Annotated in this window: 24 protein-coding genes; 13 read left to right on the top strand and 11 right to left on the bottom strand. The window is 60.0% G+C overall.

Features of this window, described 5'->3' with window-relative positions; all coding sequences use genetic code 11:
* The first annotated feature begins 8 nt into the window (after positions 1–8).
* From AC4FIA_RS11335 to AC4FIA_RS11345, 3 genes are read left to right on the top strand one after another with little or no spacing between them, the layout of a single operon-like run.
* On the top strand, positions 9–1,205 hold the full coding sequence (locus AC4FIA_RS11335; protein ID WP_490365932.1) for an acyl-CoA dehydrogenase family protein: 1,197 nt from the start codon (positions 9–11) through the stop codon (positions 1,203–1,205).
* 3 nt (positions 1,206–1,208) lie between these two features.
* Positions 1,209–2,342, top strand: a complete 1,134-nt coding sequence (locus AC4FIA_RS11340; RefSeq protein WP_490365933.1) for an acyl-CoA dehydrogenase family protein — start codon at positions 1,209–1,211, stop codon at positions 2,340–2,342.
* Positions 2,343–2,372: 30 nt separating this feature from the next.
* Positions 2,373–3,881, top strand: coding sequence for a class I adenylate-forming enzyme family protein (locus AC4FIA_RS11345; RefSeq protein WP_490365934.1), 1,509 nt, complete (start codon positions 2,373–2,375; stop codon positions 3,879–3,881).
* Here AC4FIA_RS11345 and AC4FIA_RS11350 read toward each other — a convergent pair.
* Genes AC4FIA_RS11350 through AC4FIA_RS11365 form a run of 4 tightly spaced genes read right to left on the bottom strand, consistent with a single transcriptional unit; the run spans position 3,878 to position 6,689 of the window.
* The gene (locus tag AC4FIA_RS11350) at positions 3,878–4,684 is read right to left on the bottom strand and encodes a quinoprotein dehydrogenase-associated SoxYZ-like carrier (protein ID WP_490365935.1); all 807 of its coding nucleotides are present in this window, start codon (positions 4,682–4,684) and stop codon (positions 3,878–3,880) included. The two genes, AC4FIA_RS11345 and AC4FIA_RS11350, sit on opposite strands and share 4 nt — an antisense overlap.
* Position 4,685: 1 nt before the next feature.
* A complete protein-coding gene (locus AC4FIA_RS11355) occupies positions 4,686–5,549 on the bottom strand; it encodes a YncE family protein (protein WP_490365936.1) in 864 nt (287 codons plus the stop codon).
* 58 nt (positions 5,550–5,607) lie between these two features.
* Positions 5,608–6,150 (bottom strand): SRPBCC family protein, encoded by a 543-nt coding sequence (locus AC4FIA_RS11360; protein ID WP_490365937.1) that lies wholly within the window; start codon positions 6,148–6,150, stop codon positions 5,608–5,610.
* Between the two features lie 20 nt (positions 6,151–6,170).
* Positions 6,171–6,689 (bottom strand): DUF3280 domain-containing protein, encoded by a 519-nt coding sequence (locus AC4FIA_RS11365; protein ID WP_488049159.1) that lies wholly within the window; start codon positions 6,687–6,689, stop codon positions 6,171–6,173.
* A gap of 124 nt (positions 6,690–6,813) precedes the next feature.
* On the opposite strand from AC4FIA_RS11365, the gene AC4FIA_RS11370 reads away from it, so the two are divergent.
* From AC4FIA_RS11370 to AC4FIA_RS11400, 7 genes are read left to right on the top strand one after another with little or no spacing between them, the layout of a single operon-like run.
* Positions 6,814–7,986 carry an ABC transporter substrate-binding protein gene (locus AC4FIA_RS11370; protein ID WP_490366057.1) on the top strand — a complete coding sequence of 391 codons (1,173 nt, stop codon included), beginning with the start codon at positions 6,814–6,816 and terminating at the stop codon, positions 7,984–7,986.
* A 15-nt stretch (positions 7,987–8,001) separates the two neighbouring features.
* A complete protein-coding gene (locus tag AC4FIA_RS11375) occupies positions 8,002–8,976 on the top strand; it encodes a YVTN family beta-propeller repeat protein (protein ID WP_490365938.1) in 975 nt (324 codons plus the stop codon).
* A 22-nt stretch (positions 8,977–8,998) separates the two neighbouring features.
* Complete coding sequence (locus tag AC4FIA_RS11380) at positions 8,999–9,259, top strand: PepSY domain-containing protein (protein WP_490365939.1); 261 nt, start codon at positions 8,999–9,001, stop codon at positions 9,257–9,259.
* A 39-nt stretch (positions 9,260–9,298) separates the two neighbouring features.
* Positions 9,299–10,273 (top strand): ABC transporter substrate-binding protein, encoded by a 975-nt coding sequence (locus AC4FIA_RS11385; protein ID WP_490365940.1) that lies wholly within the window; start codon positions 9,299–9,301, stop codon positions 10,271–10,273.
* Between the two features lie 9 nt (positions 10,274–10,282).
* Complete coding sequence (locus AC4FIA_RS11390) at positions 10,283–11,032, top strand: ABC transporter permease (protein WP_490365941.1); 750 nt, start codon at positions 10,283–10,285, stop codon at positions 11,030–11,032.
* Complete coding sequence (locus AC4FIA_RS11395) at positions 11,029–11,649, top strand: ABC transporter ATP-binding protein (RefSeq protein WP_490365942.1); 621 nt, start codon at positions 11,029–11,031, stop codon at positions 11,647–11,649. Before AC4FIA_RS11390 ends, AC4FIA_RS11395 begins: the two co-directional genes overlap by 4 nt.
* Positions 11,646–12,080 carry a hypothetical protein gene (locus tag AC4FIA_RS11400; RefSeq protein ID WP_490365943.1) on the top strand — a complete coding sequence of 145 codons (435 nt, stop codon included), beginning with the start codon at positions 11,646–11,648 and terminating at the stop codon, positions 12,078–12,080. The genes AC4FIA_RS11395 and AC4FIA_RS11400 overlap by 4 nt, the downstream gene beginning before the upstream one ends.
* A 3-nt stretch (positions 12,081–12,083) precedes the next feature.
* On the opposite strand, the gene AC4FIA_RS11405 is transcribed toward AC4FIA_RS11400, so the two are convergent.
* The 6 genes from AC4FIA_RS11405 to AC4FIA_RS11430 form a co-directional block, all read right to left on the bottom strand.
* Positions 12,084–12,800 carry an LrgB family protein gene (locus AC4FIA_RS11405; protein ID WP_490365944.1) on the bottom strand — a complete coding sequence of 239 codons (717 nt, stop codon included), beginning with the start codon at positions 12,798–12,800 and terminating at the stop codon, positions 12,084–12,086.
* Entirely contained in the window at positions 12,793–13,146 is a 354-nt protein-coding gene (locus AC4FIA_RS11410) for a CidA/LrgA family protein (protein WP_103911789.1), read from the bottom strand. Before AC4FIA_RS11410 ends, AC4FIA_RS11405 begins: the two co-directional genes overlap by 8 nt.
* A 177-nt stretch (positions 13,147–13,323) precedes the next feature.
* Positions 13,324–13,956 (bottom strand): ATP-binding cassette domain-containing protein, encoded by a 633-nt coding sequence (locus AC4FIA_RS11415; protein ID WP_490365945.1) that lies wholly within the window; start codon positions 13,954–13,956, stop codon positions 13,324–13,326.
* The gene (locus tag AC4FIA_RS11420; protein WP_490365946.1) at positions 13,949–15,673 is read right to left on the bottom strand and encodes an ABC transporter permease; all 1,725 of its coding nucleotides are present in this window, start codon (positions 15,671–15,673) and stop codon (positions 13,949–13,951) included. The genes AC4FIA_RS11415 and AC4FIA_RS11420 overlap by 8 nt, the downstream gene beginning before the upstream one ends.
* 15 nt (positions 15,674–15,688) lie before the next feature.
* Positions 15,689–16,900 (bottom strand): ABC transporter substrate-binding protein, encoded by a 1,212-nt coding sequence (locus tag AC4FIA_RS11425; protein WP_490365947.1) that lies wholly within the window; start codon positions 16,898–16,900, stop codon positions 15,689–15,691.
* 9 nt (positions 16,901–16,909) lie between these two features.
* The gene (locus AC4FIA_RS11430; RefSeq protein ID WP_490365948.1) at positions 16,910–17,521 is read right to left on the bottom strand and encodes a CDP-alcohol phosphatidyltransferase family protein; all 612 of its coding nucleotides are present in this window, start codon (positions 17,519–17,521) and stop codon (positions 16,910–16,912) included.
* A gap of 223 nt (positions 17,522–17,744) precedes the next feature.
* Between AC4FIA_RS11430 and AC4FIA_RS11435 the strand changes: the two genes are divergently transcribed.
* On the top strand, positions 17,745–18,674 hold the full coding sequence (locus tag AC4FIA_RS11435) for a lysylphosphatidylglycerol synthase transmembrane domain-containing protein (protein WP_490365949.1): 930 nt from the start codon (positions 17,745–17,747) through the stop codon (positions 18,672–18,674).
* A 2-nt stretch (positions 18,675–18,676) separates the two neighbouring features.
* Here the strand turns inward: AC4FIA_RS11435 and AC4FIA_RS11440 are convergent, their stop codons facing one another.
* Entirely contained in the window at positions 18,677–19,309 is a 633-nt protein-coding gene (locus AC4FIA_RS11440) for a TetR/AcrR family transcriptional regulator (RefSeq protein ID WP_490365950.1), read from the bottom strand.
* A 201-nt stretch (positions 19,310–19,510) separates the two neighbouring features.
* Between AC4FIA_RS11440 and AC4FIA_RS11445 the strand changes: the two genes are divergently transcribed.
* Together AC4FIA_RS11445 and AC4FIA_RS11450 are read left to right on the top strand one after the other, a co-directional pair.
* Positions 19,511–20,917, top strand: coding sequence for an alkaline phosphatase D family protein (locus AC4FIA_RS11445; protein ID WP_490365951.1), 1,407 nt, complete (start codon positions 19,511–19,513; stop codon positions 20,915–20,917).
* 76 nt (positions 20,918–20,993) lie between these two features.
* Positions 20,994–21,686 (top strand): transglutaminase-like domain-containing protein, encoded by a 693-nt coding sequence (locus tag AC4FIA_RS11450; RefSeq protein ID WP_490365952.1) that lies wholly within the window; start codon positions 20,994–20,996, stop codon positions 21,684–21,686.

The following is a 21,686-nucleotide window of genomic DNA, read 5'->3' on the forward strand; positions in this document are numbered from 1 at the left end:
ATGGATCCATGGACCTAAGCTATACGCCGGAACAACTTGCCTTTCAGGACGAGGTGCGGAGTTTCCTGCAGGAAAAACTGCCTGCGCATCTGTCCGATAAGGTCAAAGGCGGCAAACGTCTGGGCAAGGCCGACTATGAAGAATGGCACGCCATACTGAACGAACGGGGTTGGCTGGCCGCAACGTGGGCGCCTGAATATGGCGGTACCGGATGGGATGCCGTGCAGCGCCATATCTTCGAGATGGAAACAACCGCCGCTGGTGCCCCGCGCATCGTGCCGTTCGGTCTGCATATGCTGGGGCCGGTTCTTCAGAAATTTGGCAACCAGCAACAAAAGGACTATTGGCTGCCGCGTATTCTGAACGGGGATGACTGGTGGTGTCAGGGCTATTCCGAACCGGGGGCGGGATCGGACCTTGCTAGTGTGAAAACCACGGCGGTGCGCGATGGCGATCATTACGTGGTGAATGGTCAGAAGACGTGGACCACGCTGGGCCAATACGCCAACATGATCTTCTGCCTTGTGCGCACCTCGAAAGAGGGCAAGCCGCAGGAAGGCATTTCCTTCCTTCTGGTCGACATGGACACGCCCGGCGTCGAAGTGCGCCCAATCGTTCTGCTGGATGGTGAGGCCGAGGTGAACGAGGTCTGGTTCGACAATGTGCGCGTGCCGGTCGAAAACCTTGTGGGCGAGGAAAACAAGGGCTGGACCTATGCCAAATACCTGCTGACCCATGAACGTACAAACATCGCTGGCGTGGGCTTTGCCCGTCAGGGGCTGGCGAACCTGCGGCGCATTGCGGGGCTGGAACAATCCGGTGGTCAGCCGCTGATCCAGAACCCGTTTTTTGCAGGGCGTTTGGCGCAGGTTGAAATTGACCTGATGGCGATGGCCACGACCAACCTGCGCGTGATCGCGGCGGCTGCGGCAGGCAATGCGCCCGGTGCGGAAAGTTCGATGCTGAAGGTCAAAGGCACGATCATCCGGCAAGAGATCAACGCGCTCACCCGGCAGGCGATTGGCCCCTATGCCGCGCCGTTTGTGTCCGAGGAACTGGAGGCCGGCAGCAATGCCGATCCGGTCGGGCCGGAGTATGCGATGGCGGGCACGCAGGCCTATTTCAATAACCGAAAACTGTCGATCTATGGCGGCTCGAACGAAGTGCAGCGCCAGATCATCAGCAAAGCAATTCTGGGGCTGTGATCCATGAACTTTGAACTTACCGAAGAACGGCAGATGCTTCAGGACGGCCTGCGGCGCTATCTGTCTGAAAGCGTGACGCACGAAGGGCTGGCGGCTGCGACCGAAAGCGAGGCTGGCCATGATGCGGGCCTTTGGGGTGGTTTGGCGGAAATGGGTGTCATCGGCGCGCTGTTTTCCGAAGAAGACGGCGGCTTTGGCGGCGCGGGGTTCGACCTGAGCTTGGTGTTCGAGGAAACGGGCCGCGCGGGTCTGGTCGAGCCATTGCTGGATGTGGGTGTGCTGTCCGGTGGTCTGATCGCCGCCTTGGGTAACGACACGCAGCGCGGGTTGGTGGATGAGATCATCGGCGGTGCGGTGCAGGTGGCTTTTGCCCATGGCGAACCGAACAGCCGTTATGACCTGTCGCGGGTCGAGACGAGTGCCAAGGCGCAAGGCGATGGCTATGTCCTGAACGGACGCAAGGCTGTGGTCGTCGGTGCGCCGTCGGCACAGATGCTGATCGTGTCCGCGCGGACCTCGGGTCAAGCGATGGATCAGGACGGGATTTCTTTGTTCCTTGTGCCTGCGGGTCAGGACGGCGTTGAGATGCGCAGCTATCCGTTGAACGGCGGCGGGCGCGCGGCGGAGGTGACGTTGACGGATGTGACTGTCGGGGGCGATGCCCTTTTGGGCGCCGAAGGGAAGGCATTTGCCGCGTTGGAAGATGCCAATGCGCGCGCCACCTGCGCCATCGCGGCAGAGGCGTTGGGGCTGATGGAAACCATCAAGACCCTGACCACCGACTATCTGAGCCAGCGCAAACAGTTCGGCCAGCCGATTGGCAAATTCCAGGTGCTGCAACACCGGATGGCAGATGTGCTGATCGAAATCGAACAGGCACGGTCAGCTGTGATCAACCTTGCGGGCAATCTGGACGGTGATCGTGTGGAACGAGAACGGCATGTCTCGGCCACGAAAAACCTGATCGGGCGTGTTGCGCGTCAGGTGGTTGAGGAATCGATCCAGATGCATGGCGGGATTGGCATGACGCAGGAATATGCGCTGTCCCATTTCGCCAAACGTCTGACCATGGTCGACCACCGCTTTGGCGATACGGATTTCCATTTGGAACGGTTCATCCGTCTGTCTGCAGCGTAAGTTGTGCTCAGCGCATCAGGGGAGGGTGCCATGACAAAAGCCGAACGGATTGACGATCTGCTGGCCCCGCATCTGTCGGGGCGGGCCGACGCGCTGGCGATGATCGACGCGGATGGAACGCCGATCACGTGGGACCAGTACGGCGCGATGATCGACCAGATGGAAGGCGCGTTGCGAGAGCATGGTCTGGAAGCGGGCGGGCGTTTGTTGGCGGTTGCGGAAAATGCCGCTGTGCTGCCCGTGGCGATCTTTGCGGCCAGCCGGATCGGCGCGTGGATCATTCCGGTAAACGCGCGGATGTCGGGGGCCGAGCTTGCACGGATCGAGGCGCATTCTGATCCCGATCTGGTGCTGTATACTTCAGGTATATCCGCGGAAGCGGGCAAGCACGCCGACGATGCCGCCGCGACGCTGGAAACGCTTTTGGCCGGACAGGTGCATTTCAGAACACTTCAGTCTTCGCTGCCCAAGGGCGAAGCGGATGTGGCGGTTGTTCTGTATACTACGGGTACAACGGGCGATCCCAAGGGGGTGATGCTGACCCATGGCAACCTGATTTACGCGGCTGAGGCCTCGGTCGGGCTGCGCAAATTGGTGGCGGAAGATCGCGTTTATGGCGCGCTGCCGTTGACCCATGTGTTCGGGTTGGCGTCGATGCTGATGGCCTCGACTCTTGTGGGGGCGACGATCCAACTGGCCGCGCGCTTCACGCCCAAGGCGTTGTATGAGGCATTGGAAGGCGGGGTCACGGTGCTGCCTGCTGTGCCGCAAATGCACGCGTTGTTGATGGCCTTCGCGGCTGAACATGGGCACAGCACGTTGCAGAACAAAACGTTGCGCTATGTGTCGTCCGGTGCCGCGCCGCTTGATCCCACGTGGAAGCGCAAGGCCGAGGCGTTCTATGGCATCGCGCTTCAGAACGGCTATGGCATGACGGAAACCACGGCGGGCGTGTCTGGCACGCAGCATCCCATCGGGCACCCCGATATTTCGGTGGGGCCACCGTTGCCTGAAACTCTGGTCAGGCTGGACGAAACTGTCGGCTCCGAGGCCGGAGTGGGCGAGGTGCAGGTCAAAGGACCGCAGGTGATGAAGGGCTATTTCCGCGCGCCTGATCTGACGACGGCGGCGATCACCGAGGACGGCTATATGCGCACCGGCGATCTGGGCCGCATTGATGAAGAGGGCCGTTTGCACATCGTGGGGCGTAGCAAGGAACTGATCATTCGTGGCGGTTTCAACGTCTATCCGCCCGAGGTCGAAGCTGCGCTTAACGACCATCCGCAGGTGGTGCAATCGGCTGTGATTGGCCGGACGGTTGAGGGCAACGAAGAGGTGCTGGCCTTTGTGCAGGTGGGTCCGACGGCCCATGTCACGCCGGATGATCTGACCGCATTCGTCAAGACGACGCTGTCGGCTTACAAACGCCCCAACCGGATCATCCTGACCGATGTCTTGCCCGCGACGGCGACGGGCAAGATCCTGAAACATCGTCTGCTGGATCACTTTGCAGCGGAACTGGCGCAGGTCGAGGCCTAGAAGCCGGCAAGGTCCTTATGCGCGTGGCTGGTGAACCCGTCGGTGTCTGTCATGGTGACATCCACCGATTGGGTTTGCGCAGGCACCGACAGGCTGACGCGCGGGTTTTCCGAAAGGGAAATCGATCCCGTAATGCCCACGTAGCCACCGCCGTCCAAATCGATCTGGACGTCTTCGACATAGCGCATGGGAACAAACAACAGGGTGATCTGATCCATCTGCATGCCAGAATTCGACGGGTGCGAGATATCCAGATCAAGCTGCCGTTGCCGTTGGCTGAGCGCGGTCAGCTTATCAAGCGCACCGCCTAATTTCAGGGAGTCTACGCCGATGGTCATATTGCCGAGCGTGGCCAGCGCCTCTTCCATATCGGTTCCCGGAGGCGCGGCGCAGGCGCCTTGGCCGGAGGTCTTCACAAACCCCTCGATCACATAAAGCGCGCCGTCAGTGGTTTCGGCCACGACATGCAGCGGGGTGGGGCCGTTGACGCGCATAGTGACGTCGAAAAAGAAGCGTTCTTGCGGCTGATCCATTTCGAACACGGCAGACACGGGCATCGGGTTTTCATCCAAGACCACAGTGATTTCGCCCAGCCGTTTGCCCGCAGGGGCCGCGACGTGGGCGGCGATCTGGGTGCGGCCATCGTCTGGCGTTCGGTAAGGCACATCCAGCGCGATCACCTGCGTGCCGTCCAATAGCGCCTTATCGCCGTAAAGCTGCGCGCGGATATTGTCCCAGCTTTCGCCCGCCACGGCGGGCAGCGCGAGCGCGGTGAATGCGGTGGTTAGTAGAAATCCCTTCATTCTAGTCCTCCCCTAAAATGAACACGCCAAAGGCGCGTGGACCGTCCCCCGTTTCTATGTCGCCGGTAATCTCTAGGGTTTCGGCGTCGATCAAGGTGACGGTATTTTCAAACCAGTTTGCCACAACAATGGTGGCTTCGTCTTCTGTGGCGTCAATGCCTTCGGGATATTCGCCGCCTTCGATGGTCTTGATCGGTTCCAAGGTGGTCAGGTCGATGACGGTGATGGTGTTTTCATATTGGTTGGTGACAAAGGCGCGGCCTTTGGCAAAGGCAACGCCATAGGGGCGGTCGCCCACGGGTACGGTTGCGATGATGTCGCCTGTGTCGGGGATGATGACCGACACATCGTTGGTGCCGACGTTGCCGACAAAGAGGCGGTGCTGATCATCAAAGCGCAGGCCGTAGGGCCGGACGCCCACAGGCACGACTTTGTGCAGGTCCAGCGTGTCGGCGTTAAAGATCGACACTTGGTCTGAATCCCTGTCGGCCGAGGCCATCCAGCGGCCATCATCAGACACTGCGATGCCCGAGGGCGATACGCCGGTCGCCAGTTCCGCCTGCACTGTCAGCGTTGCGCCGTCCAGCGCCCAAAGCCGCGTGTTGAACCAGTCCGAGATAAACAACCGGTCGCGCTTCGGATCGTAGGCGATGCCGGTCGGGCCACCATCCAGCGTGACACTGGCCTGTTCGGTCATGGTGGCGCGGTCAAAGCGGCGTACAGTCTTGGCCTCGGGTGAAACGGTAAAGATATGGGTTCCGTGAACCGCCACGCCTGCCGGTTGGCCGGGCAGGGGGATGCGGTTGATTTCTGTGCCTGCGCTCAGGTCCAGAACGCTGAGTTCCTCGCCATTTTGGTTCGTCACAAAGGCAATGTCCCCCGCAGCCGGTAGGGCCGCGAGGGACAGTATCAGGCAGAGGGCCTTAGGAATTCGGGGCACCGAATTTCTCGACCAATGCATCAAGACCTTGCTGGTATACGCCTGTGACGGCGTTGATCGCGGCCTCATCGCTCAGTTCGGGCGGCGGATCGTTGTTCGGGTAGCCGCGATAGAACGCGCCACGCCATTCCACGATCGAGCCACCGCCATCGCGGGGTTTGACCGTCAGGTGCGACGAATAGTTGGTGACCGGCAGCACTTCGACCGCGACGTCGGTGATCCGGTAAGAATACGACATCTTTTCATCGCTGAACTTATAGAGCTCTTCCGCGATGGTCGGGCCGTCCGCAGCGCCAAGGCTCAGGACACGTTTCGCCTCAAGTTCATTGCCGCCTTCACCGTTGGTGGCGGCGACAGCGGGGTGCCAGGACATGTCCTGAAAGTTGCCGATTGCGGCCCAGACCTCGGCGGGTTCGGCGGCCACTTCTGTGGTCAGCGTCACCTTTTGCCGTGTGGGCCCGTGGGCCATGGCCATGGCGGGCAGCAGAAAGCCCATAACCGCCATGAGAATTGAAAACCGTTTCATTGTTCTTCTCTGTCTCCTCGTCAGTTGAAGAATGCATTTTTCAGGATGTAGCGCATGCCCCGTGCCCATGCCTCGTCGTTGTTGGCGCGGATATCGACAACCCGTCCCCTTACCATGTTCCCTGTTGCGGCATCGCGCAACTGCAGGTTCATGGAAAGGATCAGGTTCGACACCTTCTGCACCTCACCGACAAGTGAATACTGGGCCCCCAGTTTGACCGCGATCCGCGAATCACAGCCGTAGCATTTCGCCAGATTGACGACGCGATTGATGTCTTCCTCGGCAGGTGTGAGATCAACAAAGGTCAGACCTGCCTCGGAAAACCAGTCGCGCACCATGTCTTCCAGCATCTCGATCCGCGCGAATTCCGCCGGATCAGGGCCATATGTTTGGGTTTGCAGCGATTCATCCAGATAAGTGATGCCGAAGAACGCAACCTTTGCACTGTGATCAAAGTCGGGCTGGGCGGGCTGTTGCGCCGCCACAATGGGTGCCAGACAGGTCAGGAAAAAGGCCGCGATCCACTTCATATCGGTCATGGTGAAACTCGGGGCCTTGGGCTTCAATGCTCCAAAAGTATCGGTTCACGTATGCGTGGTGTGTGGCACAGTCAACGCAGCCGTCGTTAGAACGGCAAGGGAGGAAAATTTGCAACGCATCCTGATGGTGTTTCTTGCGGCCTTAATGTGGGGCGGCATGTCGGTGGATTTGGCGGCTTTGGAAATCAAGGCAGCTGTGCTGCGGATTGATCCCCCGCGTCTGGCACCGATTTCGCGATACGAAAAATTCCCAGAAGACAATGGCTTTGCCGGTGCGCAGCTAGCGGATGAAGACAACGGTACCACGGGCACGTTCCTTGGCCACACCTATGAAACCACGACAGTTGCCGTGCCGCCAGAAGAGGCCGATGCCGCGCTGGATGCGATCCTGGCCGACGGGATCAGGTTTATCATTCTGATGGCCGATGATGCGGATCTTGCCCGTCTGGCGGACCGTGCCGCACAGGACGGGGCGGTGGTGTTCAACGCACAGGCCGAGGGTGTTGCGTTGCGCGACAATGAATGCCGCGCCAACGTTCTGCATGTTGTACCGTCCCGCGCGATGCGGGCCGATGCAGTGGCGCAGTTTGCCTTGTGGAAACGCTGGCCGCGCTGGTTCCTGATCCACGGATCGAACCCTGAAGATCAGGCTTTGGCCGATGCCTATCGCCGTGCGGCCAAGAAGTTTGGCGGGCGTATCGCAGAAGAGCGTGAGTTCGAAGACACCGGCGGATCGCGCCGTACCGATACGGGCCACGTGCTGGTCCAGCGTCAGTTGCCGGTCTTTACCCAAGATGCCGACGACCACGAGGTGGTGATCGCCGCTGATGAATCCGATGTGTTCGCGCCTTACCTGCCATTCCATCTGTGGACACCGCGCCCCGTGATGGGGGCGGCGGGTCTGCGGCCTGTGACGATCCACGGCGCACACGAGGCTTGGGGCGCGACCCAGTTCCAGCGCCGGTTCGAGGAACTGACAGGGCGCTATATCCGTGAAGAGGATTATCAGGTCTGGCTGTCCCTGCGCGTGTTGGGCGAGGCGGTGATCCGCACCTCGTCGAACGATCCGCAGACCATTCTGGACTATGCGATCAGTGATGAATTCGAACTGGCGGCCTTCAAGGGCGTGCCAGTGACGTTCCGGCCGTGGAACGGCCAGTTGCGCCAGCCAATTCTGCTCTATGACGGGCGGATAACAGTCAGCGTGTCGCCGCAGGACGGGTTCCTGCATCAGGTTTCGCCGCTCGATACGCTCGGGTTGGATAAGCCTGAATCTTCTTGCACCGCATTTAACTGATTGGAGATTACCGTGATGAAATCGTTGTTTTTGTCTGCGGCGTTGGCATCCGTGGTGGCGATGCCCGCGATGGCGAACAAGGCGTTCGTGTCGAACGAAAAGGGCAACACGGTTACCGTGGTCGACACCGACACCTGGGAAGTGCTGGCAGAGTTTGATGCAGGCAACCGCCCCCGCGGCATCACCATCAGCCCCGATGGCACCAAGCTGTATGTGGCGGCATCCGACGATGACACGGTGCGGGTGTTCGACACTGATACCTACAAGGAAATCTACACCCTTCCGTCTGGTCCGGACCCCGAATTGTTCGTGCTGCATCCCAGCGGCAACCCGCTTTATATCGCGAATGAGGACGACAACCTTGTGACTGTGACGGATACCGAAACGCGCACCATTCTGGCCGAGGTGCCGGTGGGCGTGGAACCTGAAGGCATGGGCATTTCGCCGGATACCAAGTTTGTGGTGAACACCTCTGAAACCACCAACATGGCGCATTTCATTTCGACCGAAGACTATAAGATCAAGCACAACGTGCTGGTCGATCAGCGCCCGCGCTATGCGCAGTACACCGATGACGGCAAGCGCCTGTTTGTGACCTCTGAAATCGGCGGCACGGTCACGGTGATGGATATCGATGACACCGGCGCGCCGACCGTTGCGGGCAAGATCAGCTTTGAGGTGCCGGGCGTTTTGCCGGAATGGCTGCAGCCTGTGGGCCTGAAGGTGACGGCGGACGGGTCCAAGATTTTCATCGCGCTCGGGCCGGCGAACCGCGTGGCGGTTGTGGATGGCGCGACGCTTGAGGTGAAGGATTACATCATTGTGGGTCAGCGAGTCTGGCAGTTGGGATTCACCCCTGACCAGAAGTACCTACTAACGACCAATGGCAATTCCAACGACATCACTGTTATCGATGTCGAAAAGGAAAAGGCCATCAAATCTGTACAAGTCGGACAACAGCCTTGGGGCGTTGTCGTGACGCCGAATTGATTTCGTTTCAGGAGTTAGTGACATGACGAAACTGATGACATCCGCCCTGTGCCTGATGATTGCAGCACCGGTCTTTGCAGCCTCTCATGAAGAGGAAGCATCCGAAGAGGTGGTTGCACAGATCATGGCGCTTCTGGCGGAACAGCAGTGCGAAATGGACCCCGATGATATCGAGGTTGAAGAAGATGGTTACGATCTGGATGATGTGATCTGCGCAGGCAGTGGTCAGCAGGACATCAAGCTTGATCTGGACCTGAATGAAGTGAGCCGCCGTCAGGAATAATCTGACGCGCAGGCACCATCACCCGTGGGAGGAAACGTGATGAAACATTTTCTGACAAGACTGGGCGCAACGGCGGTTGCTGTGGCCATGGCAGGCGCGGCGTTCGCGCAGGATCTGCCGACAGTTCGTGCAGCGGTCCTTAAGATCGGAACGGTCAACTGGGAACTGGCGACGATTGTCGAAAACGGTCTGGACGAAAAGCACGGCTTCAAGCTCGAGGTGATGCCCTACGCAGACAACGGCGCGACCCGTGTCGCCGTAGAAGGCGACGAAGCCGATATGGCCGTCGCCGACTGGATCTGGGTCGCGCGTCAGAACGCCGATGGCAAGGATTACGTCGTTGTGCCGTACTCCAAGGCCGTGGGCGGTATCGTGGTGCCCAAGGACAGCACAGCCACAAGCCTGAAGGATCTGGAAGGCGGCAAGATCGGTATTGCCGGTGGTCCGCTGGACAAAAGCTGGCTGATCCTGCGCGCCTATGCGCAGCAGGAATACGGTATGGATCTGAAGGCAGACACCGAACAGGTGTTCGGTGCCCCGCCGCTGATTTTCAAATCCGGTCTGGGTGGTGAATTGAGCGGCGCGATCAACTTTTGGCACTTCCTTGCCAAGATGAAAGCCGCCGGCATGAAAGAGCTATTGTCGGTTCAGACCGCTGCCACGGAATTGGGCCTGAACACCGATACGCCTTTGTTGGGCTACTTCTTTAAGCAAAGCTATCTGGATGCGAACCCGGGTCTGGCGCAGGCGTTCTATAACGCAAGCCGCGACGCCAAGGATTTGCTGGCCTCTGACCCTGCCGCATGGGAGGCCGTGCGTCCGCGTATGAACGCCAAGACAGACGCGCAGTTCGAACAGCTTAAGAATGACTGGCTGGCCGGTGTGCCTGCGCGTGGTCCGGTAGATGCCGAAGGCGCGGAGGCGTTCCTGAATGTTATGTTCGATCTGGGTGGTGCCGATCTGGTCGGTGGTGCATCCACTGTGCCCGAGGGTCTTTTTGCAGCCGTAGAATGATCCCTCTGGATGACTGAAAGCAGGCTTGTTCCGGCGTTTTCGCTGATTGCGCTATTGGGTCTTTGGATCGTGGCCGCCGCTATTTCCGGCGATCCCACGGTCCTTCCCCAGCCTTGGGCGTTGATCACACCTTTCACGCAAGAGGTCGCGTCGGGCGAGCTGCCATATCATCTGTTCCAAACGCTGATCCGCGTCCTTTGGGCCTTTGCACTGGCTATGGGCGTGGGGATAGCGCTTGGCCTGATCATGGGGCGGTCCGAACGGATCAACCGCTGGCTGGACCCGTGGTTGGTGGTGTTTCTGAACCTGCCTGCGCTGGTCCTGATCGTGCTGTGCTATCTGTGGATCGGGCTGAACGAAACGGCGGCGATCGCGGCGGTGACGTTGAATAAAATTCCGAACGTGACAACGGTGATCCGAGAAGGGGCGCGTGCGACCTCGCGTGATCTGGATGCCATGGCGCAGGTCTATCGCATGTCGCGCTGGACCAAGCTGCGCCATGTGACCCTGCCGCAGATGGCACCTTTCATCGCGGGCGCGGCGCGCAACGGGGTGGCCGTGATCTGGAAGATCGTTCTGGTGGTCGAATTTCTGGGTCGCTCGTCTGGCGTCGGCTTTCAGATCCACCTGTATTTCCAACTGTTCGATGTGGCGATGGTGCTGGTCTATGCGTTCTCGTTCATCTTTGTGATGTTGGCGGTCGAATGGCTGTTGCTGCAACCATGGGAACGGCGCGTGCGCCGCTGGAGGGCCGCATGATCAGCGTCGACATCCAGCAGAAATCCTATGGCGATACCCAGATTTTGGGCCGCGTTGCGTTCCAGATCCCCAAGGGCGAAACGGTCGCCATACTGGGGCCATCGGGCGTGGGAAAATCAACGCTGTTGCGGATCGTGGCCGGCATTGATCCCGATTATCAGGGCACCGTTGCGCGGCCGGACAAAATGGCGATCGTGTTTCAGGAACCCACGCTTTTGCCGTGGCGGACGGTGTTGCAGAACATCACGCTGGTGCACCCTGATCTGTCCGAAAACGCGGCCATGCGGATGCTGAAAAAGGTGGGCATTGCCGATAAGGCCCATCTGTTTCCGGGTCAGACTTCGCTGGGCCAGCAACGTCGTCTGGCACTGGCGCGCGCCTTTGCCGGTCAGCCGGATTTTCTGATCATGGACGAGCCTTTCGTGTCGCTTGATCCGGAAACCGCAGACACGATGCTGGGCCTGACCGAAACGCTGATCGCGGAAACCGGACCTGCGGTTTTGTTTGTGACCCATGCACGGGAAGAGGCCACGCGACTGGCCGATAGAATTCTGGAATTGCGCGGCCAACCGGCAGTGTTGGCGCCTCATTTGGTAGAAACGGGAGAGATACCATGAAGAAGATTTTTGCAGCTGTGACGGCTTTGGCGATGGGCGCGGCGGGTATGGCGGCCGCGCATGATTTCGGTTTTGCGGGCGTTCTGTCGAACACAAACAAAGGCGAGATGCCGGGGATAACTCTGGCCTTGGGCAAGCCGCTGGCGGACGGTCCGATCACGCTGAATTCGGGCATGGTGTACGAGTTGGAGATTTACGCGGACGGCTCTGGCGAACTGGCGCTGGAAGGGTCGGGCTTTTTCCGTGCGATCTGGGTCAATGAGGTCGTGGTGAATGGTCTGGAAATCCGCCCCTTCGGTCTGGAATCCGTGGAATTCGACGAAGAAGGCACGATGGAGATCGAGTTTCTGGCGATCAAACCGGGTCGTTATTTCCTGAAAATCCCGGGCTCGAACGGTGAAAGCCAGCGGGTGGATATCAACATTCAGTAAGCGCTACAGAAACAGGCGTGCGATCAGCGGGGCGAGAAGGGCGGTGAGGACCGCGTTAAGCCCCATGCCGATCCCTGAAAACGCGCCCGCTGTGGAATTGATGCGAAAGGCATGCGCCGTCGCGATCCCGTGGGCGGCGACGCCAACCGCAAAGCCCCGCGCGCGCCAGTCGGTGATTTTCAAAGCGTTCAACATGGGCGTGGCAATGATCGCGCCGGAAATACCGGTCAGGATCACCAAGACTGCTGTCAGCGTAGGCTGCCCGCCAATGGCCTCGGATACACCAAGCGCCACGGGGGCGGTAGCCGATTTCGGGGCAAGCGACATAAGCGTTTCGCCGGTGATGCCCATGGCTTTGGCAATGCCTAGGGCGGTGATGATTGCGGTGAGCGATCCGGCAAACAGCGCGGCAATCATCGGGACCAGGGCGGCTTTGACCTTGGGCAGATTGTCATAAAGCGGTAGCGCCAGCGCGACAGTGGCCGGCCCCAACATAAAATGCACAAACTGAGCGCCCTCGAAATAGGTCGCATAGGGTGTGCTGGTGACCCAGAGAACCAAGGCGATCAGAATCACCGCCATCAGAACCGGATTGGCCAACGCATGCCGTCCGGCTTTGCCCGCCGCCCAGTCCGAGATGGTGTAGGCGACCAGCGTCGTGGTCAGCCACAGCAATGGCTCCTGCGCGAGATAGGACCAGAGCAGAACCGCGTCATTCATGGCGTTGCCCCATGAGCCGCGCGAAAAGGACGAAGGTCAACACAGCGGCCAGAATGGCCAGCGCGGTGCTGACGATGAGTGCCACGATCAGGCCAATCCCGTTGGTGCCAAACGTGCCCAGATGCGCGATGACGCCCACGCCCGCAGGCACAAAGAGCAGCGACAGATGCGCCAAAAGGCCATTGGCGGCAACGCGGATGACCTCGGCCAGTTTGGGGAAAATCAGCAGAGCGATGAAAAGCGCGGCCAGACCGATCACAGGACCCGGAACAAACAGATCAAAGCCCCGCGACAGGCTTTCGCCCGCAAGCTGGAACAGCAGCAATATGCAAATGGCGCGGATCATATGGGGATCAGTCCCTATTTTCGCGCGGAACGCAATCCAAATGCGCGGCTGCGCCGCACAGGCCATCTCGTCCTTGGGCCTTCGGCCCGCGTCCTCGGGTTTGGCGCCTAGAACAGATGTATTTTCTTTCCATAAATACCTTGGGGGAATTGGCCGAAGGCCAAGGGGGCAAAGCCCCTATGCGCCCAACTGGATCACTTGTCCGCCCGCTGCTCTGGCGTCGTCGATATCGTGGGTCACCATAACGACCGGCAGGTTTTTCTTTCGCGCGTGATCGAAGGTCAGGTCGCGGATCTGGGCGCGGCGATCTGTGTCGAGGCCGGAGAACGCCTCGTCCAGCAGCAGTGCCTTTGGGTCGGACAGGAGAACCCGCATCAACGCGACACGTGCCTTTTGACCGCCAGAAAGTGTTGCGGGATCGCGGGTTTCAAAACCTTGTAGCCCGACGTCGGTTAGCGCGGTTTCAATGGTCTTCTGTCGCGCGGACTTTGTGTCGCCACGCAGGCCGAACGCCAGATTTGCGCCGACACTCAGGTGAGGGAAAAGCAGGTCGTCCTGAAAGAGGATGCCGATTTTGCGATGTTGCGGCGGTTGGGTCGTGATGTCGGAGCCATCCAGAATTACCTGTCCCGTTGCCGTGAAAACGGGGGGAAGGTGACCGGTCACGAACGACAGAAGCGTCGACTTTCCGGACCCCGAAGGGCCCATGACCGTCAGGATTTCGCCCGGGGCTATCTGCGCATCGATTTGCAGCAGGGGCTGTCCGCCTCGGCGGATTTCGACAGCTTTCAGGTGCAGTCCGTTATCCATGAAGCCCCTTTCTGTTCCGCCACATCCAGTAGGGCAGAAGCGTTGCGATGGCAAAGGGCGCAATCACGGCCAAGGTTTGCGCGACGCCAAAGGCCCCAATTGCACGGCGGTCGCCGCCCGAGCTGAGCGCGACGGCTTCGGTCGTCAGTGTTGCGACCCTGCCACCCCCTGCCAGAAGGGTGGGCAGGTATTGCCCGACGCTGACGGCAAAGCCGACGGCGGCGGCAGTCAGGATCGGGCGCAGGAGCATGGGCAAGCGAAGTGTGAACAGGACGCGTGTGGGCGAGGTGCCGAGGCTGCGGGCGATGGTGTCGATGCGCGGGTCCCAGTTGCGCCACGGGTCGGTGAGGGACAGGAACACGTAAGGCAGGACAAAGACCACATGCATCAACGTTACGGGCCAGAAACCCGAGGTCGCGCCTGAGATTAACAGCGCTGTTTGTACGCCCGGCAAGAAGGCTATCTGGGGGATCAGCAGAGGCGCGTAGATCAGCCAGAGGCCCTTTTGTGACAGGCTGCGTCCTGTGCGGTGTTCGGCCTCTAGGCAGGCGATCACCAGCGTTACGGCGACGAGCACTGATAGACCTGCGATCTGGAATGTGGTGATCAGGCTGTCGCTGATATCCGGCCAGTGGCGGGCCCAGTTTTTGGCTGTCAGGGATTGGGGGAGCGTATCGGGGTAGCCCCAGAAGCCTGCAAAGCTCCAGACGCCAAGGCAGAGCAGGCCGAGCAGCACCGAGAGTGCAGAGAGTGTGCCCAAGGTGATGCCAAGGGGCCGCGCTGTTTTATCAAGGTGCAGGTTGCGTGCGCCGCGTTCCACCCACGCCAGACCCAAGCGGGCGATGATGCGTTCGCCGATCCACCAGACCCCGAGCGCGGCGATCACCAGCGCCAGTTGCCAGAGCGCTGCGGCGCTGGCGATCAGGCGTTTGGACAGGTCGGGATCGGACATCCATTTCACCACCTGAACCGACAAGGGCGGGGGTGTTGTGGGGCCGAGGATCATGGCGACATCTACGACCGACATGGAGTAGGCAAGCACGACCAGCACCGGCAGGCGGATCTGGGCGTAGATCACCGGAAAGACCGATTTCAGCCATCCGCTGACACGGCCGTACCCGAGTGACTGCGCGACGCGCATCCGTTGGGTGCTGGCGCTTTGGCCTTTGGCGGCCAACGCCATGAGCAGCAGAAACGGGACCTCTTTGGTCACAAGGCCCAAGGTCAGCGCAATGCCCAAAGGATCTTGGGTGATCAGCACGTCAGGCGGCCTGTCCCAGCCTGTCAGCCAAGGTGAGATCATGCGGGCGATCCAGCCCGAGGGGGCGATCAGGAAGGCGATGCCGAAGGCGGTTGCGGCATGGGGGACAGACAGCAGTGGGGAGAGCAGTGTTTCCAACCAGCGGAATGCGCGGGTGCCGGACCAACCGGCCATCAGAAGCGTGACGATAGCCAAGGACAAAAAGGTTGCGGCAAAGCCTGTTGTGACCGACAGGCGCGTGGCCGCCCAAATGCCGTTCCACGCGAAAAGTTCGGTGAAGGGAGCGACGGAAAACGCGCCCAGACCAGCGGCAGGTAGATAGCCGAAGGCGGGCATTACTGTACCTAAAAGCCCCGCAAGAACGGGGCCGATCATGATGATCAGGGTCAGAAGGGGCAGCGCGCCCCAGAAAGACCGCGCCGCCTTTGCGGGGCGCCTGACGGCGCGGTCTGTCATGTTAGTGGCCCACGCTTACTGGCCCGCGCCGTAGCGTTCGGTCCATTCCTGCGTGATGCGCGTCATCCAAGACCCGTGGGGTTCAGGCTGAACCGTGCCAAGCTCGGCAGGGCTGAGGGTGGCGATGCCCAGATCAAGGTTGGCAAAGGCGGTGCGCTCGGCCTCGGACAGTTTGGCCATATCGAGAACGGTGCCGTAGCCAAGGATGCTGGGGTCTTGCGCACGAAGCTGTGCCTCGGGCGACATCAGGAAGTTGGCGACAACCATCGCGCCTTCTTTGGAGCCGGAGTTGTAGGGCACGGCCACGAAGGATGCGTTGCCCAATGTGCCGGCCTCAAGAACAAAGGTGCGCACGGTGTCGGGTAGTTGGTTGTTGGCGATTGCGGTCGATGCCTCGCCCGGGCTGAAGGAAATCGCCAGATCGATCTCGTTATCGGCCATCAGTTGCAGTTGCGCAGGGCCGGTCGCCGGATAGGCCTGACCCTGCCGCCAAAGGACAGGCGTCAAAGCATCCAGATAGTCCCAAAGCGGGGCGGTGACGGCGGCAAAGTCGGCCTCGTCCACCGGCTTGGCCAGCACGTCGTTGTCATCTGTCAGTTCGATCAGAACCTGTTTCAGGAACGTCGCGCCAAGGAAATCCGGCGGCTGGGGGTAGGTGAAACGACCGGGATTGGCCTGCGCCCATTCCAGCATCGCCTCGGCTGTGGGAAGCGTCGCGTCCATGTCGGCGGTGTCGTACATGAATACCACCTGCGCCATGGCCCAAGGGCTTTCATAGCCTTCGACCGGAACGGTGAAATCGGTCTGAACGGTTTTGCCGTCCACATCGACATACTGCCAGTTGGGCAGGTCTTCGGCGAAGGGGCCGAACAGCAGATCGGCCTCTTTCATCGAGGCGAAGTTGGCACCGTTAATCCAGATCATGTCGACGGCGCTGTCGTCATCCTGACCGGCCTGCTTTTCTGTCAGAACACGGGTGACCGCGTCGGCGGTGTCGGTCAGTTTCACATGTTCCAGCGTGACGCCGTAATCCTCGGACACTCGATCACCGACCCATGCGATGAAATCGTTTGTGGCGGTCGAACCGCCCCATGCGTGCCAATACACGGTCTGGCCCTTGGCGGCGCTGGTGACGGCGTCCCAGTCGGCGGGATCGGTTTCGGCAAGCGCCGCCATTGGCAGGCCAAGCGAGGCCAGCAGGGGCAGGGCGGTCAGAAGGGTTTTCATAAGCACTCCTTAAACGTCTTGGAAAATCTCGCGCGCGGCCCAGATGCGCAGCGCTGCGGTGGCAAAGCAGAGAATGGCAAAGACCCACGCCAAGGGGGCAAAGGCCCATGGCATCAGGCAAAGGGCCACAAAGAACAGGATGGTTTCTGTCCCTTCCAGCAGGCCATTCGAATAATAAAGCGATTTCGATCCTTGGGCCGAGGTTTCCATCCCGCGTTTTTCAGCGAGGATGGCAAAGCCCAGAAAGCTGGCGGCGTTGAAGTAGAACGACAACAGCAGGACCGCGCCTGCAATCGCGTTGTCGGTGGGGTTCAACACCACAAAGCCCACAGGCACCGCGCCGTAGAACAGGAAATCGCTGGCGATATCGAGGTAACCGCCAAAGTCGGTTTTATGGGTGGCCCGCGCAATGGCCCCGTCCAGCCCGTCGGCCAGACGGCTGGCCAGAAGGGGGATCAAGGCGGCAAACGGCGCGCCTTGTGCGATCATGACAGCAGACAGCAGACCCAGCACCAAGCCGATCAGCGTGACGGCGTTTGCACTGACGCCGGTTCTGGCCAAGGTGCGGCCAAGGGCATTCAGCGGCGGGTCGATGATCTGGCGGGCGCGGGCGTCAAGCATTTGGGGTCTCTGGGACGGTTTCAGGCATAAAGACACAAGGAGATTGCGTGTTGCAATTGTTCATACGAGAACGTGAACATTCTGCAATTATAGGAGGTTGGGCGGTTTCGCCGCTTGGCAAGGAGGGCGGGCATGTTCCGGCCGCCTTTGGTTCGTGTTGCTCATGGCCTTGCAGGCCCGTATATGCGGGACGACCAAAGGGACGGAAAAGGCACACTCCAGAATGGCATGGCTTCCGCGCCTCACGCGCGCTCAGATGCGGATTGTGCAATTGGCCGTCAGTTTCGGCCTGCTGTTCATTCTGTTTCATGCTGTCGACGGGGCCGAGGCAATGCGCATTCTGCGCCGCGCAGATCTGGGTCTTTTGGCCTTGGCGTGGCTGATCATGGGGCTGCAAACGGTGCTGTCTGCGGTGCGGTGGAAGCTGATCGCGTTCAAGCTGGGCCAGCGGTTCACGTGGAAAACCGCCGTGTCGGAGTATTACCTGAGCCAGTTCATCAACCAGTCGCTGCCCGGCGGGATGATCGGGGATGCGGGCCGCGCCTATCGTGCGCGTCACCATGCGGGGCTGGTCAAAGCAGGGCAGGCGGTGTTTTTCGAACGCGCGGCACAACAGGCGGGTATTTTCTTTTTCTTCCTTGCGGCCTTCATCATCACAACGATCCTGCCTGGCGGGCTTTCATGGCCTTTGTGGCTGAATTCGATCGTGACGCCAGCGGTTTTGATCAGCCTTGGTTTGCCGGTGCTGTTCTGGCTGGGCTGGCAGTTGCCCGGCCCGCAGAAACGCGCGCTTGATAGCATGTGGCAGGCTGTGATTGCGTCGATGTTGAAGGGCAAGGCATTGCCGGTGCAGGTGGTGCTGAGCCTGTTGACGGCGCTTTGCAATATCGGGGCGTTTTACCTGTGTGCCTTGGCGACAGGGACGGATTTGCCCATGGCCGCGACCTTCGGGTTGGTGCCGTTGATCCTGTTTATGATGCTGGTGCCGGTGACGGTCTCAGGCTGGGGCGTGCGCGAAGGGGTGGCGGCGGCCCTGTTCCCGATCACAGGCGCGACCGCATCCGCAGGACTGGCCGCGTCGATTGCCTTTGGTCTGGTGTTTCTGGCCGCCGTGCTTCCCGGTGTGATCGCGATCCTGAAGCGCAAGCATTAGGCCTATTTCAGGTTCAGTCCCTTCAGGAAAATATCCAGACCCAGTTCAAACCGCGCCATGATTTCCGACGGGTCTCGGTTTTTCTGCAGGATCAGCGCATCCATAGGCGACGGGCGCACCATATCTGCCAGAAGCTCGGCCATTTGTTGCGTGTCGTCGATTTGCGCCTCGCCGCGTTCGTTGGCTCGGTCCAGTTCGGCCTTGATGCGGGTCCGGATCACGGGAAGCGAGCGGGAAAAGATACGCTCGGCCATTTCGGGCTGGTCGACGGCGTCGATGATGATGGTCCGCAAGATCGCGATGGGCAGCGACAGGCTGCTTTCGTCAGGCGTCAGCAACAGGCGCAGACGTTCGGCCAAGGGCAGTTCGGTTTCGGCAGGGGTCAGGTTGCTGACGATCCTGTTCACGCGGCGTTCGGTATAGGCCTCGAGCATATCGGCGCGGTCTTCGAACACGGTATAAAGCGTGCGTTTCGACATGCCGGCCGCCTTGGCAACGGCGGACATCGTCAGTCCGGCCATACCGTCCTGATTGTACACGGCCTGCATTGCATCAAGGATCTGATCCCGACGGTCTGCCGGATCGCACACCGGAGGACGACCGCGGCGGGGTTTGTTCGTTGCCATGGTTGTCATGCTCTGTGTGCTTTCGTGTTGGGCACTACTGATCTTTTCAAAAACCGGTAAGTTCGCGTCATAAAACCGTTGATAAACCTTTCTACGTGGGTTTGTACCTAACACAAAGGGCCTATAAGTCAGCAAATTCGATCTGCTGACTGGTTTTTGCGGCATAGCGTTCCCAAATGCAAAATCAGGCAACGATAAAAGGGCTTTGGTGTGGAATTCGGACCGATTTTGATCTGGCGCGGCGCAGACAGCGACAATGTGTCATTGGCCGCGGTGGTGTCAGTCAGGTCGGAAAACGCACCTTTGGCGGTTTCTGTGGCAAAAACGCCGGTCAGTCCGAAACGGCTGGCCGAGGTTGACGGGCACACGATCTGGCGGTTCGATTTTGCCCTGCCTGTGGGGCAGGTTGCCGAATACGCTTATGGTGAACAGACGTTTCCGGTCGACACCCGTTACGACGGGGATCTGAACATCGGTTTTGTGTCGTGCAACGGGCAGGAAAACGGTGATCTGGAAAGGGATCCGGACGAACGCAACCTGATGTGGAACGATCTCGCGGCGCGAGCCGATGCGACGCCCTATCATCTGATGCTGCACGGTGGGGATCAGGTTTATGCCGACGAGGTGACGAACGCGCACAAACTGACCCGCCACTGGCCGGACGATCTGAGCGATGATTTCACCGAAACAGAGCTTGAGGACCTGTTCCAGTCATTGCGCGCGGCCTATCTGCACCGTTACGGGCAGGTCTATAGCGCGGCACCTTTCGCCCGCGTGATGGCGCGGACGCCGTCCCTGATGATGTGGGACGATCATGACATTTGCGATGGCTGGGGGTCGTTGAAACCCGAAATCGTCGATCATCCCATCGCACAAACCCTGTTCCGCGCTGCGCGTGAGGCGTTTTTGCTGTTCCAACACGCCGCGACCGACGCGGATGTGCCTCAGCTTTTTCTGGATCAGACGGGGCGGTCGTTGGCATGGCGTTATGATCTGCCCGGCGTCAGCATCATCGCGCCTGATCTGCGATCTGAGCGCACGCGCGACCGGATCATGGGCGAAAATGGCTGGGCCGCGATGGAAAAGGCGGCGCTGGATGTGCAGGAACGGGTGATCCTTGTGTCCTCTGTTCCGCTTCTTGGGCCGCGATTGTCGGTGCTGGAGTGGATTTTCAACACTTTCCACATCGTCAAAAAATACCACGATGACCTGCGTGACCAGTGGCAAAGCCGTGCCCATCGGGCGGAATGGCAGCGGATGTTGCAGACGGTCCTGAACCTTGAGGATCAGGGCGCGACGGTGACGGCCGTTTCGGGCGAAATCCATCTGGCGACCCGTGCCGTCATGGACAGCCCCAAGGGCGGTGTTCAGCAGCTGGTGGCCTCGGGCATTTCGCATCCTGCACCACCCAAGCTTTACGCCCTGTCACTGGGGACCTTCGCGCGGCTGGGTGAGGCTCCCTTGGCGGGCCACCCGATCAAGATCGCGCCGTTGCCCGGTCAGCACCACAACTATTCCGCCGAACGGAACTATCTGAATTTCCGCCGGATGGACGGCCTTTGGGAAGCACAGTGGGCGCTGGAGGACAGCGGAAACACCCCGTGGCTTACTCTTTGATCGTCGGTTCAGTCGACCCGTGAAGGGTTGACGTGGATCAAGGCGGGGGTTCACGTTCTGGTGGTACGGTTTTGGTATGGAACCCCTCGCCAACCATATGCATCCTGAAATTCAGGCCTTGGCCCAGCGGTTGACCGCAACGGCACAGACGCCCTGTGAAAAGCTGGAAAGATGCTTTTTCTACGTCCGCGATTCCGTGGCCTTTGCCTTTCCGGCAAACGGTGACTTTGTCAAAGCGTCGGATACGGTGAAGCTCGGGTACGGGCAGTGCAACACCAAGGCGACGTTGCTTCTGGCGCTGTGTCGGGCGGCTGGCCTGACCGCACGCATCCATTTTTCGCTGATTTCCAAAGAAATCCAGAAGGGGTTTTTCACCGGTCTGGCCTATTGGCTGTTGCCACCGAAGCTGTCGCATTCGTGGGTCGAGGTGTATCTTGATGGGCAGTGGCACAAAATCGATACGTTCATCAACGACATCGATCTGTTTATCGCCGCGCGGGACCGTGTGAAGGCGTTGGGGTGGAAAACCGGGTATTCCGTGGCGCTGAAAAACGGCGATGCCAGCGCGTCGCTTAACCTTGATGGCGAAACGTACCAGCAAATGGCGGCTGTCACGGATGACCACGGGGTCTGGGACGATCCGGCTGACTATTACGCAAGCCCGCGCTATGAAAACCGGCCCGATGCGCTGCGACTTTGGGCCTATCGGCGCTTGATCGGCGGGATCAACCGCAGGGTAGAAGACCTGCGCGCGGGTGTTCTGGCCTGA

Source organism: Thalassococcus sp. (assembly GCF_982780845.1).